This window comes from Vibrio sp. Vb1554, from assembly GCF_033344235.1.
The window spans coordinates 35,154-50,384 of record NZ_JAWPOJ010000001.1 but is presented as its reverse complement, the minus strand read 5'-3'; the positions used below and the strand labels follow the sequence as shown (position 1 = coordinate 50,384).

Annotated in this window: 15 protein-coding genes; all 15 read left to right on the top strand. The window is 43.5% G+C overall.

What is annotated here, in order from left to right; genetic code table 11:
• The first annotated feature begins 2 nt into the window (after window positions 1-2).
• The 15 genes from R8N28_RS00225 (at window position 3) to R8N28_RS00155 (ending at window position 15,181) form a co-directional block, all read left to right on the top strand.
• The gene (locus R8N28_RS00225) at window positions 3-1,208 is read left to right on the top strand and encodes an outer membrane beta-barrel protein (RefSeq protein WP_053307882.1); all 1,206 of its coding nucleotides are present in this window, start codon (window positions 3-5) and stop codon (window positions 1,206-1,208) included.
• 12 nt (window positions 1,209-1,220) lie between these two features.
• Window positions 1,221-1,754, top strand: a complete 534-nt coding sequence (locus tag R8N28_RS00220; RefSeq protein ID WP_005375265.1) for a polysaccharide biosynthesis/export family protein — start codon at window positions 1,221-1,223, stop codon at window positions 1,752-1,754.
• A gap of 15 nt (window positions 1,755-1,769) precedes the next feature.
• Entirely contained in the window at window positions 1,770-3,950 is a 2,181-nt protein-coding gene (locus R8N28_RS00215; protein WP_047102586.1) for a GumC family protein, read from the top strand.
• Window positions 3,928-4,737 (top strand): putative capsular polysaccharide synthesis family protein, encoded by an 810-nt coding sequence (locus tag R8N28_RS00210; protein ID WP_065275440.1) that lies wholly within the window; start codon window positions 3,928-3,930, stop codon window positions 4,735-4,737. The genes R8N28_RS00215 and R8N28_RS00210 overlap by 23 nt, the downstream gene beginning before the upstream one ends.
• 2 nt (window positions 4,738-4,739) lie before the next feature.
• Window positions 4,740-5,792 carry a glycosyltransferase gene (locus R8N28_RS00205; protein ID WP_065275441.1) on the top strand — a complete coding sequence of 351 codons (1,053 nt, stop codon included), beginning with the start codon at window positions 4,740-4,742 and terminating at the stop codon, window positions 5,790-5,792.
• On the top strand, window positions 5,758-7,005 hold the full coding sequence (locus tag R8N28_RS00200; protein WP_031780999.1) for an O-antigen ligase family protein: 1,248 nt from the start codon (window positions 5,758-5,760) through the stop codon (window positions 7,003-7,005). The genes R8N28_RS00205 and R8N28_RS00200 overlap by 35 nt, the downstream gene beginning before the upstream one ends.
• Before the next feature lie 15 nt (window positions 7,006-7,020).
• The gene (locus tag R8N28_RS00195) at window positions 7,021-7,854 is read left to right on the top strand and encodes a putative capsular polysaccharide synthesis family protein (protein ID WP_005375258.1); all 834 of its coding nucleotides are present in this window, start codon (window positions 7,021-7,023) and stop codon (window positions 7,852-7,854) included.
• Window positions 7,851-8,882, top strand: a complete 1,032-nt coding sequence (locus tag R8N28_RS00190; RefSeq protein ID WP_065275442.1) for a glycosyltransferase family 4 protein — start codon at window positions 7,851-7,853, stop codon at window positions 8,880-8,882. The genes R8N28_RS00195 and R8N28_RS00190 overlap by 4 nt, the downstream gene beginning before the upstream one ends.
• Before the next feature lie 8 nt (window positions 8,883-8,890).
• Window positions 8,891-10,198, top strand: a complete 1,308-nt coding sequence (locus R8N28_RS00185) for an oligosaccharide flippase family protein (protein ID WP_065275443.1) — start codon at window positions 8,891-8,893, stop codon at window positions 10,196-10,198.
• A 2-nt stretch (window positions 10,199-10,200) separates the two neighbouring features.
• Window positions 10,201-10,596: a VanZ family protein gene (locus tag R8N28_RS00180; RefSeq protein ID WP_033906760.1), complete on the top strand. Its 396-nt coding sequence runs from the start codon at window positions 10,201-10,203 to the stop codon at window positions 10,594-10,596.
• A gap of 67 nt (window positions 10,597-10,663) precedes the next feature.
• Window positions 10,664-10,984, top strand: coding sequence for a N(4)-acetylcytidine aminohydrolase (gene yqfB / locus R8N28_RS00175; RefSeq protein ID WP_005385855.1), 321 nt, complete (start codon window positions 10,664-10,666; stop codon window positions 10,982-10,984).
• 50 nt (window positions 10,985-11,034) lie between these two features.
• A complete protein-coding gene (locus R8N28_RS00170; RefSeq protein ID WP_005385858.1) occupies window positions 11,035-11,634 on the top strand; it encodes a TetR/AcrR family transcriptional regulator in 600 nt (199 codons plus the stop codon).
• Window positions 11,635-11,785: 151 nt separating this feature from the next.
• Window positions 11,786-12,820 carry an NADP-dependent oxidoreductase gene (locus R8N28_RS00165; protein WP_065275444.1) on the top strand — a complete coding sequence of 345 codons (1,035 nt, stop codon included), beginning with the start codon at window positions 11,786-11,788 and terminating at the stop codon, window positions 12,818-12,820.
• A 14-nt stretch (window positions 12,821-12,834) separates the two neighbouring features.
• Window positions 12,835-13,452: a glutathione S-transferase family protein gene (locus tag R8N28_RS00160; RefSeq protein ID WP_005375238.1), complete on the top strand. Its 618-nt coding sequence runs from the start codon at window positions 12,835-12,837 to the stop codon at window positions 13,450-13,452.
• Between the two features lie 289 nt (window positions 13,453-13,741).
• Window positions 13,742-15,181 carry a catalase gene (locus R8N28_RS00155; protein ID WP_017821260.1) on the top strand — a complete coding sequence of 480 codons (1,440 nt, stop codon included), beginning with the start codon at window positions 13,742-13,744 and terminating at the stop codon, window positions 15,179-15,181.
• Window positions 15,182-15,231 lie beyond the last annotated feature (50 nt).

Here is a 15,231-nt window from a genome sequence, read left to right as displayed (position 1 = left end):
TTATGAAGAAACTGACAATGGCAATAGCATTGAGTCTGTTTTCTACTGACTTGCTCGCAGAACCGATGGCTTACCAAACCGAGTCTGGTATAGAGTTGATTCCCCTCGTAAAAACTTTCTACGAGGGAGATGACAACATCAATAAAGCGGAAAAATCCGGCAATGTAGAATCGGTCAATATTTGGGGTATAGAACCAAGCTTATTAGCACGTATAGAACGGAATCGCTATCGCGCAGATATTTTATATAAGTTAAAAGCTGGCTTTTCATCTGACGATCGCAACGACTTCGACGACCACACTTTTCAGTTTTCCAACTTTTTCGAATTTAATCATCGTCATCGTTTAGTGGTTGATTACCGTTTTCGCGCCCAGCATGAAGTTCGAGGAGAAGATATTACCGAAGGTAATGGTAGCGCAATCGACTCACCAATAGAGTTCAACCGTAACGATGTAAAAACCAATTATGTCTTTGGATCTAACGGTGCCAAAGGCAGACTCGAATTCGGTTTAGGCTATAGTGATAAAACCTATCAAAACTATCGTGAAGGCTTGCCTGGGCGCCCAAACGCTAAAACTAAATACAACGATTTTCGAGCTCCCAATGCACATTTGGAGTTCTATTTAAGAGCGACGCCAAGAACCTATTGGTTAGTCGGAACAAACCAAATCGTAACCGATTATCAGCACCGAAATTCTGCGCAGCCATCGAAAGATAACAACACCAGTTTCTATTACACCGGTGCCGAATGGGAAGTCACAGGAAAAACCAAAGGCATCGCTCGACTCGGTTATCAAATCAAAGATTTTGACAGCGCTCAACGAGAGACATTTAAAGGCTTTAGTTGGGATATCGGCTTTGAATGGTTGCCTCAAGAACAAACTCTAGTCAGCGTGAAAACCACTCAAGCGGCGGTTAACCCCGATCAAGATGGCGATTACAACCTACAAACTCGTTACCGACTGAACCTGAAGCACGATTGGAATAGTTACCTTGCAACTCGCTTAGGTGCTGTTTATCAACAAGATGATTACACGGGAATCTCCAGAAACGACGATCGGTACACTCTATCTTTTGGTATCGATTATCAGATCAAACGTTGGATACAGCTGCAAGCCGATTGGCAATACCAAGATAAAAACTCTAGCCGATCGGATTATAGCTTCGAACAAAATATTTGGACTTTAAGCGCACAGTTTTCTCTGTAAAAAGGATTATTAATGAAGGCATTCATCAAATTCATGAGTGTAGCGTTGTTGCTATTTAGCACTTTGGTCAACGCTGACTCAAACGAGGAAGATTACTTACTCGATACTGGCGATACCATTTCCGTGCAGGTCTATGGTGAAGAAGATCTTACGATTAAAAATATTCTAATAACGTCAGATGGCTACTTTGATTACCCCTACCTTGGCCGAATTAAAGCAATCAAAAAAACACCAAAACAACTCAAGTACGAAATAGAAACGGGCTTAAAAGGCGATTATCTCATCAATCCAAAAGTGATGGTCACCATCAATAACTTTCGTCTGTTTTACGTTAATGGCGAAGTCAGGAAACCTGGTGGATTTGAGTACCGTCCAGGGTTAACCATAGAGAAGGCCATCGCTCTAGCAGGTGGCTTGACCGACAGAGCCTCACGCAAAGGCATTAACCTCACCAAGCATAAAACAGGTCAAACGATGGAAGGAGTCAGTATGCACCGCAACGTTGAACCTGGTGACATTGTATTTATTGACCAGAGCTTCTTTTAAGTGACAGGGAATCAAATGAACGGGACTCATCCAAATAATCTCCAGATGAACAAAGTAGAACTGATTCGTTTTGGCCATCACTTCAAAGCGATTAAAAAGAATTGGCTAAGCATCGCAGCATTCACGCTTCTGTTCTCATTAACTTGTACTTGGTATATCTACTCCAAAGCATCGATATACCAAGCTACAGCTACGCTACTCATCCAAGAGGAGCAAAAAAGCGCCCTTTCAATCGAGGAAGTATATGGCGTCGACACGACAAAAAAAGAGTACTTTCAAACGCAAATCGCCATTTTAAAATCGAATCATATTGCAGATAAGGTCATTAGAGAGCTGAACCTCACCCCATTACCTGAATTCACAAGCTCAGGGGGGTTAAATAAAAAAATCGACCAAATAAAGTCGATTCCTTTTGTTCAAGACCTACTGAATGTGGCACCAAGCCCAAAAGAAACCGCGCAGTTTTCAGAGTCCTATTATCAGGCACTTCAAGCTTTCAGAAGTAAACTCGATATTGAGCCAGTACGTAACACCCAATTAGTCAGAATTCGCTTTCGTTCTACCGATCCTAAGCTTGCTACGACAATCGCCAACGCGGTCGGCCAAGCCTATATTGACGCAAATTTTGAAGCCAAATTGGTCGTTACACAAAATGCGGCTACTTGGTTGACAAATAACTCTCAAAAATTGGAGGAGCGATTACGTAACTCGGAGCAAGCGCTGCAAGAATTCTTGTTAAAAGAAGGGTTGATCGATATAAACGGTATTGATGAAATTTACGCAAATGAGCTAGAAGAACTCACTCGCAAGCTGAATATCGCTGTTAATAAGCGTATTGAAGCGCAGACGTTAATCCAACTGTTACGACGTAAATCTTCGCAAAGTTTAGACAGCTTGTTGTCAATTGATGAATTCGCTAATCAAGCGCAAATCCGCGATCTAAAATTGTCGGAAGCACAGGCAGCCAAAAATCTCTCTGAACTGGCACAGCGCTACGGACCTAAGCATGATCGAATGATTCAGGCGAAAGCACAGCTTGCTGAAATTCAATCAAGAACCCAGCAACTCATCCGGGACATTTCCTTCAGTAAGCAACAAGACCTTCTTGCTGCAAAAGCGCAAGAGGACATGCTTCGAGCAGAACTCGATAACAAAAAGTCAGACTTCCAATCGTTAGGGTCACAAAAAGCGCGTTACGAACAGTTAAAACGCGAGGTTGAATCCAATAAGGCACTCTATGAAGCGTTCTTAAATCGTGAGAAAGAGACCAACGCCACCAGCGACTACAAGAATGTCACTGCTCGCTTTACTGATAAAGCCATCATCCCTCTATTCCCGGTGGCACCACAACGAATCAAACTGGTACTAATTGCCACCTTTTTTGGCTTTGCCATTGCTTGCGCTCTGGTCATCATCTTAGAAACGATGCGAGAAGTTATCCGAAGCACAGCCGATGTGCAGGAAAAACTTGGTGTTACGTGTTTAGGTGTGATTCCTATGGTCAAAAAACGCAATTTGCGTAAAAACGGCGTCAGTTATACCGCGTATTTAGATGATGAAGAAAAACTATTTAGTGAAGCTTGCCGCTCGGTCAGAACCTCGCTTCTGCTCAGATTAACCAACACGAAGCAAAAGATATTGCCCTTTACCTCTGCTATTCCAGAAGAAGGAAAAACATCGACCAGTATCAATATGGCGGTGTCGTTTTCAAAAATGGAAAAGGTGTTGATCATCGACTGCGATTTACGTCGACCTTCCATCGCAAAGCGATTCGGTATTGCTGAATCAAGCCCTGGCTTAACGCATATCCTGACGATGGATACGCCAATCAAAGATTGTGTTACACATATAAAAGAAGCCAACTTAGATGTATTACCGGCGGGCCTAATTCCGCCAAACCCACAGGAATTACTGGCTTCTGATCGCTTTAAAAAGTTGCTCGAACATTTTCAAAATAAGTATGACCGGATCATTATCGATACACCTCCACTACTGTCAGTGAGTGACGCACTTATTCTTGGTCAGTATGCCAATGGTCTGATTACCGTCATTCGCTCAGAATCGACAAAATCATCACTGGTTAACCTTGCGTTATCTAAACAAATACAACACTCAGTTCCATCTCTTGGCGTCTTAATCACACAAGCCAAGGCCAAGGAAGGAGAGACGCTTTATGTCCAGAAATACGCCTACTAACGTAAACCTATCTTGGTACCAAACGTTGAAAAGCCAAGAACAGCCAGTATTGATCTATCAAATGGGCAAAGTAGGTTCGAGTGCATTAGAGCATTCCATTCCTAACTCGATTCACTTGCACGACCTTATGACCGTCGATGCGCAAAAACAAATATCCCCCGTTAGAGCGCAATTGCATAAGCCTCAGATCAATGCGTTAAAGCGACGACTAAAGCGTATAACGATGAGCCATATGTTAAAGCGCAAGAAAAAAGTTCGAATTATCTCGCTGGTGCGAGAACCGATCGGACGAAATGTCTCAATGTTCTTTCAAGCACTTCCTTTTTGGATGGCGGACAAATATCTAAAGGATGACAGCGCAATACGTACCGAACGACCGCAATTACTCCAAGAAGCATTTGATAAGCACATGAATCATCAATATGCGCTGCAGTGGTTTGACAACGAGATCAAACAACTAACAGGGATTGATGTGTTTAACGAGTCTTTTAATCACGAAGTAGGCTATCAAACATACCATAACAATAACTTCTCACTGTTGGTCATTCGAAGTGACAAGCTAACGCAGGCTAACTCCGCAGTTGAAGACTTTTTAGGTTACCCCGTGGATGTTGTTTATGAAAATCAATCAGACAACAAATGGTACTCGCCACTAATGAAAGAATTCAAAACGCAATTTCAACCTACACCCGAGTACGTTGAAGAAATGCTGAATTCTAAATTGACGAAGCACTTTTTCTCAAATGCAGAAATCACCGACCTTAAACAGCAATATCTGACCAATTAATCATGAAAACCAAGATTCTACATATTATCAATGATCTTTCTCTGAACGGCGGTGCTCAGAAGTTCTTAGTCGACCTTGTTTTAGAACATAAGCCTGAATACGAAATCAAAATTTTGGTCTTGTGTGATGAAAATGATTACTTACCAATGCTATCCGCCCAAGGCATAGAGTGTTTTAACTGGCGCACATTGCCATTGAGTGAGAAATTCTCTTTGCTGCGTTGGCCGGATGTCGTTCACGGGCACCTCTACCCTTCCATTTACCTAGCGCTATTGGCGGTAGGTAAAAAACGAATCCAGACTGAGCACTGTTCTTATAACCGTCGACGTGACTATCCGCTGTTTAAGTTCATGGAATACATCTTATATTGGGGCCACGACTTGACAGTCAGTATTAGTGAAAAAGTACAAGATGAACTCGTGAAGTTCATGCCTCGCTATCAACATAAATATCACGTGGTGCACAATGGCGTTGATTTAAAAAGGTTTTCTATGACGCCAAGATTCGCCAGCCACCTAATCGACAAACCAGTTATCAAGATTGGAATGGTGGGCCGACTTCACCAACATAAAGACCATGAAACGCTTATCCAAGCACTTATCCATTTACCAAGACGATACGAACTCCACCTTGCGGGAGATGGAGAAAAAAAATCGTCACTGCAAGCATTAGCAACAAAAATCAACGTCGCGCAACGTGTTCACTTTCATGGCGTAGTTTCTGACGTTCCAGCCTTTTTGAACGACATGGATATTTACGTGCAATCGTCGCACGTCGAAGGCTTTGGTTTGGCGGCGGTTGAGGCGATGGCAGCAGGCTTACCCGTACTATCGTCGGACGTACCTGGTTTGGATGACGTCACCGGACGTGCCGAATATTTATTTCAAGTTGGTAACGCCACTGAACTGAGCCAAAAAGTTCTCCAGCTGTGTGAAAGTGTTGAGCGGTATGACGCTGCAAGTCAATACTCAGTCAATAGGGCCTCTCTCTACACCATCGATAAATTTCGTGAAGGTTACTATGGAATCTACCAGCAGCTTTGCGCCAACAAATAGTTCCGCGCCATCGAGCCATCGCGCCTCATTGCTTGCAGCATGCCTATTAGCATTGTTCTTTATTCCTATGAAGTTTCGTGCTGGAGGAATAGCGCTAGCCCCATCTGACATCGCAAGCCTTTTGTCCATTGGTTTTACTGCATTAGTGGTATTGGAAGGAAAAGCTGAAAAACTCATGCATCCCTGTATGGGGTTCCTCGTATTGTTCACTGGGTATGTGTTCATAAATGGTCTGCTAAATCGCGTCCCTTTAATGCCGCTAGTTATAGAAACTGTGCAATGGTTAGCGATTTTGTGCCTACTGAGCCTAATGTACGCCTATGGCGTGTTTGATGACGAACGGGTAATGGTTTATTTCACGTATTTGTTGTTTTTCATCTGTACGCTCGTTGCCTTATGGCACTTTGCTCAGGGCTATCAAAGCGGGTTTAAGTTACTCGGGGTAAGTAAATACGGGTTCGGTGTACTGTGCTCACTACTGTACCTTTATCGAGATAAAATTCGCGCTTTCCACCTTTTGATGCTCGTAGCTTTAGTATTACTGGTGTTATCACAAGAAAGAAAAGCGCTACTTGGTTTTTGTCTGCTTTTCTTCTTTGACCAACTGCTCGTAAAAAACTTAATGAGAAAATCGCTCAGCGAAACGTACACGTGGACGATTTTATTAGCCTTAAGCTTCATTGTGTTTACTGCCGTCACAACCACACTCTACGTTGGGTTTGAAACGCTAGCAGACACATTGGAAATAACCCAAGAAGACGTCTTATTTGCCAACCAAAGTGAAGCCCGATGGGTATCGAATCTTCATAGAAAACTTTTACTTGCCAATGGGCTAGATATTTTATTTCAACACCCGGTGTTAGGTGTCGGCGCGAAAATGTTACCCAACTTTATGATCAGTTACTTTAATTATGATGAGCTGGCGATCTACACCCACAACTTTGTGTTAGATACCGCAATTGAATACGGATTGCTTGGTATCGGTCTGCTGTTTGGTGGTTATTTTCTTTTTATTCGCTTTTGCTTCCGTAGTCTTAATGAAAACAGAAAAAGCCTATTACTTGCGATATACGCCCTCATCATGGTGTTTTTCGTTGCGGTAAACACCACCATAATTTTAATACTCTTATTACCCGTCATGATCAGCATGAGCAACGACTCAAGGGCCATTGCTCATACTTTTCCGGTAAACCATCACCACGAATATGAATAATCAAGGATAGGATAGATGAAGTATTCAATCTCTCGACAATTTGAAAAGAACCGAGAACTCCAAGCTGATAATTTTGTTTTAGTTTACCAAATGGGCAAAGTTGGCTCCTCATCAATTGAGCACACGCTAGGGGAGAAAAATATCCCGAGCTATCACATCCACACCTTTGATGATCACGAAGAATTTCACATGTATCACAATAAAAAAGACGTGAGTAAATTCTTCGACTTCCGAAACCGCGCACTCTATCGCTTAGTGCTCAAGCAGCGAAAACGTATCTTACAAAAACGCGAGCAGATTAAAATCGTTACGCTGGTCCGCGATCCAATCGCAACTGTCTTTTCTCGCTTCTTTCAAGATCTCCATTTGCAATTTATCGAAGGCAAAAAGAACGATGCAATTCACCGAGATATGGAAGTCACGTATCAGCACCTCGAGCATTGCTTTGATAACTATATCAATCTCAACTATTTTGCGGACTGGTTCGACAACGAGTTAAAGCGTAATTTCAATATCGATGTGATGCGCCAAGAGCTGGACAACACTCAACCTTTCTTCACATTCCAGAACGATCAGGCCAACGTCATGCTAATCAAATGCGAACAGCTCAGTTCTCTTGATAAAGAAATCGGTGAGTTTCTTGAGTTGCAAGACTTCGTGCTGAAAAACAGCAACGAAGCGAAAAACAAGTGGTACTCCAATATCCACCAACACTTTAAGAATCACTACGACTTCTCAAAACTGTTCTATATGTACGATCTTCCCTTGTATCGCCACGTTTATTCAGAGCAAGAGCGTGATGCTTTTAAACACAAATGGATGCAAACACCAGGGACAAAATCATCATGAAGAAAGTGCTCCATGTTACAGAAGCATTTGGAGGTGGCGTTCAAACCGCCCTCTATAGTTATGTTCACTCATCCAGAGACGAGCCTTATCAGCATTTCTTGCTAGCCAGAGCCCGAGAAAACGACTTGACCAATGAGAACAACCACCACATTTTCGTACAGACAAAGTGGGTAGAAGGCGGCTTGCTTCAATTTATTCGCGATGCAAACCACATGATTGCATCACTTGCTCCCGACGTCGTGCATTTGCACTCGAGTAAAGCGGGATTTCTCGGCCGATTTCTAAAGCTTGGCAAGGCACGCTTGGTTTACACACCGCACTGTTATGCCTTCGAACGTGAAGATATCTCAGAGCTTGCACGCCAGATCTATAAAGCACTAGAGAAAGTAAAACTGAGCAAAATTGATGTGGTTGCAGGCTGTAGCCAACGAGAGTGTGACCTAGCCATTAGCATTGGTGCGAAACGTGCCGAACTGCTCAACAACTACGTGTCTTATCAAAGTGAAGATCGTATAGAGCGAAACAAGCAAGAAGCGCTGAAGCTCGTTGTACTTGGTCGTGTCGCGCCCCAAAAAGATCCTCAGTTTCTTATCAGCACATTGCAGTTCCTTAATCGGTATGCACTTAACCGCCCGATAGAGATCACATGGATAGGTGGCGGTGACCACGTACTCGAACAGAAATTACGCACTGAAAATGTGGATGTAACGGGCATGCTGCCTCGCGATGAGGTAGTTGAAAAGCTCAAGGGTTCAGACCTTTATCTACATACTGCAGCATGGGAAGGGATGCCGTTAACCATTCTAGAAGCATCCAAGTTACATCTTCCTATGGTTATTCGGACCATCGGCGCAACCAAAGATCTCAACTACCCGTTTTTAGCGCTCACACCTAAAGAAATGGCCAAGCAGATCGCGCATTGTGTCAATCATTATGAAGAGATCGATTTTCGCCAATATACAGCAGAATTAAACGATGCCTTCAGTGAAGAAAAACAGCGCCTCGCACTCAATAATATTTACGGTTAAATGCCCCTATGTTTCACACTGTTCAACAAAAATTACTGTTGATGCCCAGCGGTAAAAAAAGCTTGTTATCTACTGGATTAAAAACCGCAATCACGCGTGTGTTGAGTGCGCTATTTGCTTTTTTACTGACTCTGATTGTATCGAAGACCAGTGACGCTTCGACGGCCGGTCAATTTTTCTTTTTATTCAACCTAGTCTCGCTACTCGCTATCGTTTCTCAGCTAGGTTTTGATGTCTCCTTAGTTCGTTACAATGCGATCGCTTTTAATAACAAAGAGAAGCTTGAACAAAGCCAAAACTATAAAACCGCACTTTATCGAAGTATGGCATTTTGCTTGCTCGCCATAGGCGTTTTGTTGGCAGGGTTTAATCTGTTTCCAGAACAGCTAAACCAAACTCAATCACCAATGTATGCGATTACTTTATGCTTGCTTTGCATACCTTTCTTGGTGCTTGCGCAAACCAACAGTCGGGTGCTTCAAGCATGTAGAAAAGTTGTATCATCTCTGTTTGCGTTGCAGCTTGGGGTAAGCATGTTGATGGTCATTTTTGTCTTTGCCCTAGACTATATCGGTCAGCAAAATATCAACAATCTAATGACCACACTGCTTTTAGCGAGCATAGGTGTCGCGGTCATATCTAGTGCCAATTGGCTTGGCTCAGATCAATATCAAACATCGGCTTTCGTACCAAACAAAAAAATGGTCTCTTCTGCCAAGCAAGTCTGGGTTGGCAGTATCTTCACGAATGTTCTTCAATGGGGAAGCCTTGTTATTACGGGCTTTTTTATCTCAACAGCGGAACTCGGTTTGTTAGCCGCAGCCCAACGCACATCACTACTGATTGGCTTTGTGCTGATTACCATTAACTTTGTGGTCGCCCCTATGTTTGCCTCTCTCTACAAAGAGCGTCAAATGCGCAAACTGCAGAACCTGAGCCGCTTGGCGTGCCGAGCCAATGTTGGTTTAGCGATTGTACCCGTAATTATTTGCACCCTCTTCCCCGAATTTGTAATGCAGTTTTTTGGTGAGGAGTTTCTCGCCGCTGCGCCACTATTAGTCGTCCTTTCTCTGGGGCAGTTAGTCAATGTTGCGACTGGTTCAGTAGGTTTTTTATTATTAATGAGTGGTCATGAGAGAACCATGAAATACATTACAATTTCCTCCGGTACGGTGTCCATCTGCCTACTTGTTACGCTTTGCCAAATGTTTGGGGTGATTGGTGCAGCGTGGGCAATGGCAATTGGCATGGCTATCCAGAATTTAGCTGCACTGTACTTTGTAAAACGTTACTTAGGCTTCTTTCCAATAGGTTAATTATGGCTTTAATACTGGCACGCACGAGTTTTGTTTTAGTCCTGATGCTAACCGCTTCACTCTCTTTGTGGAAAAGCTCTGACCTACACCATACTGCTTACCTGCAAATGGAAACCTACTTAGGCGGATCAAGTACGCTTCACTTTACTTTCAGTTTATTGATCGGCTTTTTATCGGTCTTCACGTTCCCTTCTCTGGTGAGCTCGAATAAAACCGACGTTTTTGGGATTCGTCTTTTGCTACTGCTGTTGGCTATCGTTTCAATGGAAGAAATAAGCCAACTTTTTATTCCAAATCGGTCATTTAGTTTTGATGATCTCAGCACCAACTGGATAGGCGTTATCTCAGGTTACTTTAGTGCCAAGTTAATTCGTTTCATCCGCGCTCGATCGTTCTAGTAAGACAGGAATCTCTGGGGTATTTGGGTATATAATTACGCCAAACAACCAGACTAACGAGTACATCATGCCATCTCATCCAACCAAGATTACTTTTTTTGAATTCTTAACCCCGTTGATCACGTCAGGCAAAAAGACGATAACGATTCGAGATGAATCAGAAAGCCATTACGTTCCCAATACAGAAGTCGAAGTTTTTACCTTAGAAACGGATCGTAAAGTCTGCGATATCAAGATACGTTCTGTAGAACCACTTCACTTTGAAGATATTAATGAGTTTCATGCAGAACAAGAAGCCATCGAACTACCAAAACTCAAGCAGTTAATTCGAGAAATCTACCCAAATACCGACACGCTCTTTGTTATTGAGTATGAGCTGATTAAATAACCCACAACAAATACTAGACGACTGGTCTAATTCATTCTATAGTACACTTCATGAACGCAAAGACGAATGACACACGCCAACATATTCTCGACGTCGGATACGAGTTGATCGTAAACCGAGGGTTCACGAGTGTTGGTCTTTCAGAGCTATTAAAAAAGGCCGCAGTGCCAAAAGGCTCGTTTTATCATTACTTCAAGTCCAAAGAACAATTTGGTGAAGCGATGATTCAAGACTACTTTACTAAGTATTTTGAGCGTTTAAACGCACGCTTTACCAATACTGAACTGAGTGGCTACCAACGCCTAATGAGCTATTTCGAAGAAATGGTCAAAGTAGAAGACGACGTGTGTAATGCGAACAAATGTTTATTGGTTAAGTTAAGTGCAGAAGTCTCCGATCTCTCTGAGTCAATGCGCTTGGCATTACGCCAAGGAGCAGACAAAACCATTCAAGCGATAGCGGATTGCATTGACATCGGCATTCAAGATGGCTCAATCCCCAATGGTGACAGTGCGTTATTAGCAAGGCAGATATACTACCTTTGGAATGGCGCTAGCTTGCTGAACAAACTTTATCAAGATCAGGCAGCATTGACGCAAAGTCTGACCTATACTCAACACTTACTGCAGAATACGCGCACTTGCCCATAACGGGCGGCGTGGAAGCAGAATGAACACCCTACACACGTTTCACTGTCAGAAAAAGCGTCAGTGTTAACACAGTAAACCTTCCCGCTTTAAATAAGCGGGATATTTTGAAACAAATACTAGACGACCGGTCTAATCAACAAGTGAGATAGATATGACTAACGCAACAAATCGCAGAATCGTACTCGCGTCACGTCCCCATGGTGCACCGACACAAGAAAACTTTCGTTTAGAAGAGGTAACGAAACCGACTCCGAAAGAGGGTGAAATGCTATTGAGAACGGTTTATTTATCTCTAGATCCATACATGCGTGGTCGCATGAGTGATGCCGAATCATACGCTGACCCTGTTGCAATTGATGACGTAATGGTCGGTGGTACCGTTTGTCAGGTAGAAACATCAAACCACCCAGATTACGAAGCAGGTGAATGGGTTCTTGCCTACACTGTTGGCTGGCAAGACTACGCTATCTCAACTGGTGAGATGGTCATTAAACTTGGTAAAGAACCGCAAAACCCTTCTTACGCGTTAGGCGTTGCAGGTATGCCAGGATTTACCGCGTACATGGGTTTACTCGACATTGGTCAGCCAAAACCAGGGGAAACCATCGTGGTAGCAGCTGCTACGGGGCCTGTAGGCGCAACAGTTGGTCAAATTGGTAAAATCAAAGGTTGCCGAGTTGTTGGTATAGCAGGCGGAGAAGAAAAATGCCGTTACGCTAAAGAGGTGCTTGGTTTCGATGAGTGTATTGATCACAAAGCTGAAGACTTTGCAGAACAACTGAAAAATGCCTGTGACAAAGGTATCGATGTTTACTTCGAAAACGTAGGTGGCAAAGTATTCGAGGCTGTAATGCCACTTCTGAATACAAATGCGCGTATCCCACTTTGTGGTTTGATTTCTCAGTACAACGCGACAGAGCTGCCTGAAGGTACCGACCATCTTCCATTACTAATGGGTAAGCTCCTGACCAAACGAATCAAGGTGCAAGGCTTCATCATTTTTGATGATTACGGACATCGTTACGGTGAATTTGCGCAAGATATTAATAAATGGTTGGCAGAAGGAAAGATCCAATACCGCGAACATCTAGTACAAGGACTGGATAATGCGCCAGAAGCATTCATCGGTCTGTTGGAAGGTAAGAATTTCGGCAAGCTTGTAGTACAGATTAACGACCCATTATAAAAAGGGATATGTAAATGATTAAACTTCACCACCTCAATCAGTCTCGTTCAAAGCGCATCATTTGGTTACTTGAAGAGCTAGATGTAAATTACGAGATTGTACCCTATGTCCGTGATTCCGTGACCTTCATGGCACCGCCAGAACTAAAAAGTGTTCACCCATTAGGAAAGTCACCTGTTCTTGAAGATAACGGCGAGATTATCATTGAGTCAGGTGCAATGACCGAATATTTGATTGAGAAATACAGTGACGGAGCCTTTGCTCCTGAGCGTGGTACAAAAGCACACACAGAATATTTGCAATGGATGCACTTTGCAGAAAGCTCTGCAATTTTACCTATGCTGCTAAAAATCTTCGTAAGCAAAGAGCCAAATGAAACTCAGTTTTTATCAGGCTATGCCGACAAGGAAGCAATGAATGTACTAGGCTACTTCGAGCAATCCTTAGAAGGCAAAACTTACCTAGTAGAAGAGCGTCTGACTGGCGCTGACATCATGATGTCTTTCATTGTCGAATTGGTTCAAAAGTTTGGTTTAGTTAATCACTTCCCTAATATTGAACGTTATGGGAAACAGCTCGCGACACACCCAGCATTTGCAAAAGCTGAACAACTTGAAGTGAAGTACTCTTAATTACTTCCCCCTTTCGCCCCTTTGATGACACGTAAAACTTCATTTAAGGGGCGATATTACTAGCATCGCAGACACGCTAACTGGATAGCGCTCCCCCCAGTCAATCGTATTCGAGAACGTCGATTGTTATGTCAATCAAGCTAATGTAGTAAATTTCTGATTCTAATATAGTTTCGACCATAGTCACCATCTATTGAATTGATAAGCAATATCAGTTTTCTCCTCCAGCTTTTCCGTAATAACCTCCTCTACAGTTTCTAAGGTATTGAGCCCTGGAGGGGGAAGAAAAATGACAAACAAGAAATTGACTACAGCAGCAGGTTGCCCTGTCGCACATAACCAAAACGTTATGACTGCAGGTCCTCGTGGCCCTCAACTATTACAAGACGTTTGGTTCCTTGAAAAATTGGCACACTTTGACCGCGAAGTGATCCCTGAGCGTCGTATGCACGCAAAAGGTTCAGGTGCTTACGGTACGTTCACAGTAACGCACGACATCACAAAATACACTCGCGCTAAGATCTTCTCTGACATCGGCAAAAAAACAGAACTATTCGCTCGCTTCACTACTGTAGCTGGTGAGCGCGGTGCAGCAGACGCAGAACGCGACATCCGTGGTTTCGCACTTAAATTCTACACTGAAGAAGGTAACTGGGACTTGGTTGGTAACAACACACCAGTATTCTTCCTACGTGACCCACTAAAATTCCCAGACCTAAACCACGCAGTAAAACGCGACCCTCGCACTAACATGCGTAGCTCTACCAACAACTGGGATTTCTGGACATCACTACCAGAAGCATTCCACCAAGTGACTATCGTAATGAGTGACCGTGGTATCCCAGCGTCTTACCGTCATATGCATGGTTTTGGTAGCCACACATTCAGCTTCATCAACGCAGAAAACGAGCGTTACTGGGTGAAATTCCACTTCAAAACTCAGCAAGGCATCAAAAACCTAACTGACCAAGAAGCAGAAGCAATCGTAGGTAAAGACCGCGAAAGCCATCACCGTGACCTTTACGAAGCGATTGAGCGTCAAGACTTCCCTAAATGGAAGATGTACGTACAGATCATGCCTGAGCTAGAAGCGGATGAAGTCAACTTCAACCCATTCGACCTAACACGTGTATGGTCTCAAAAAGACTACCCACTGATCCCAGTTGGTGAGTTCGAACTGAACCGTAACCCAGAAAACTTCTACGCAGAAGTTGAGCAATCAGCGTTTAACCCAGCAGCAGTTGTACCTGGTATCGGCTTCTCTCCAGATAAGATGCTACAAGGTCGTCTGTTCGCTTACGGCGATGCTCAGCGTTACCGTCTAGGTGTGAACCACCATCAAATCCCAGTGAACGCACCTCGTTGCCCTGTTCACAGCTACCACCGTGATGGCGCAATGCGCGTTGATGGCAACTTTGGTTCAACACTGGGTTACGAGCCAAACTACAAACAAGAATGGGCAGAGCAACCAGATTACTCTGAGCCACCTCTGCGCATCAATGGCAACGCTGATCACTACGATCATCGTGTAGACGAAGACTACTTCAGCCAAGCGGGTGACCTATTCCGTCTGATGAGCGAAGAGCAACGTCAAACTCTGTTCGATAACACAGCTCGCGCAATGGACGGTGTGCCAGAGTTCATCCAACAGCGCCACGTTCAACACGCATACCAAGCGGACGAAGCGTACGGCAAAGGTCTTGAAATTGCACTAGGCTTAAACAAGTAAGCGAACGCTGCAATCATTACACTGCGTGATTTAAAGACGAAAAAAGGAGG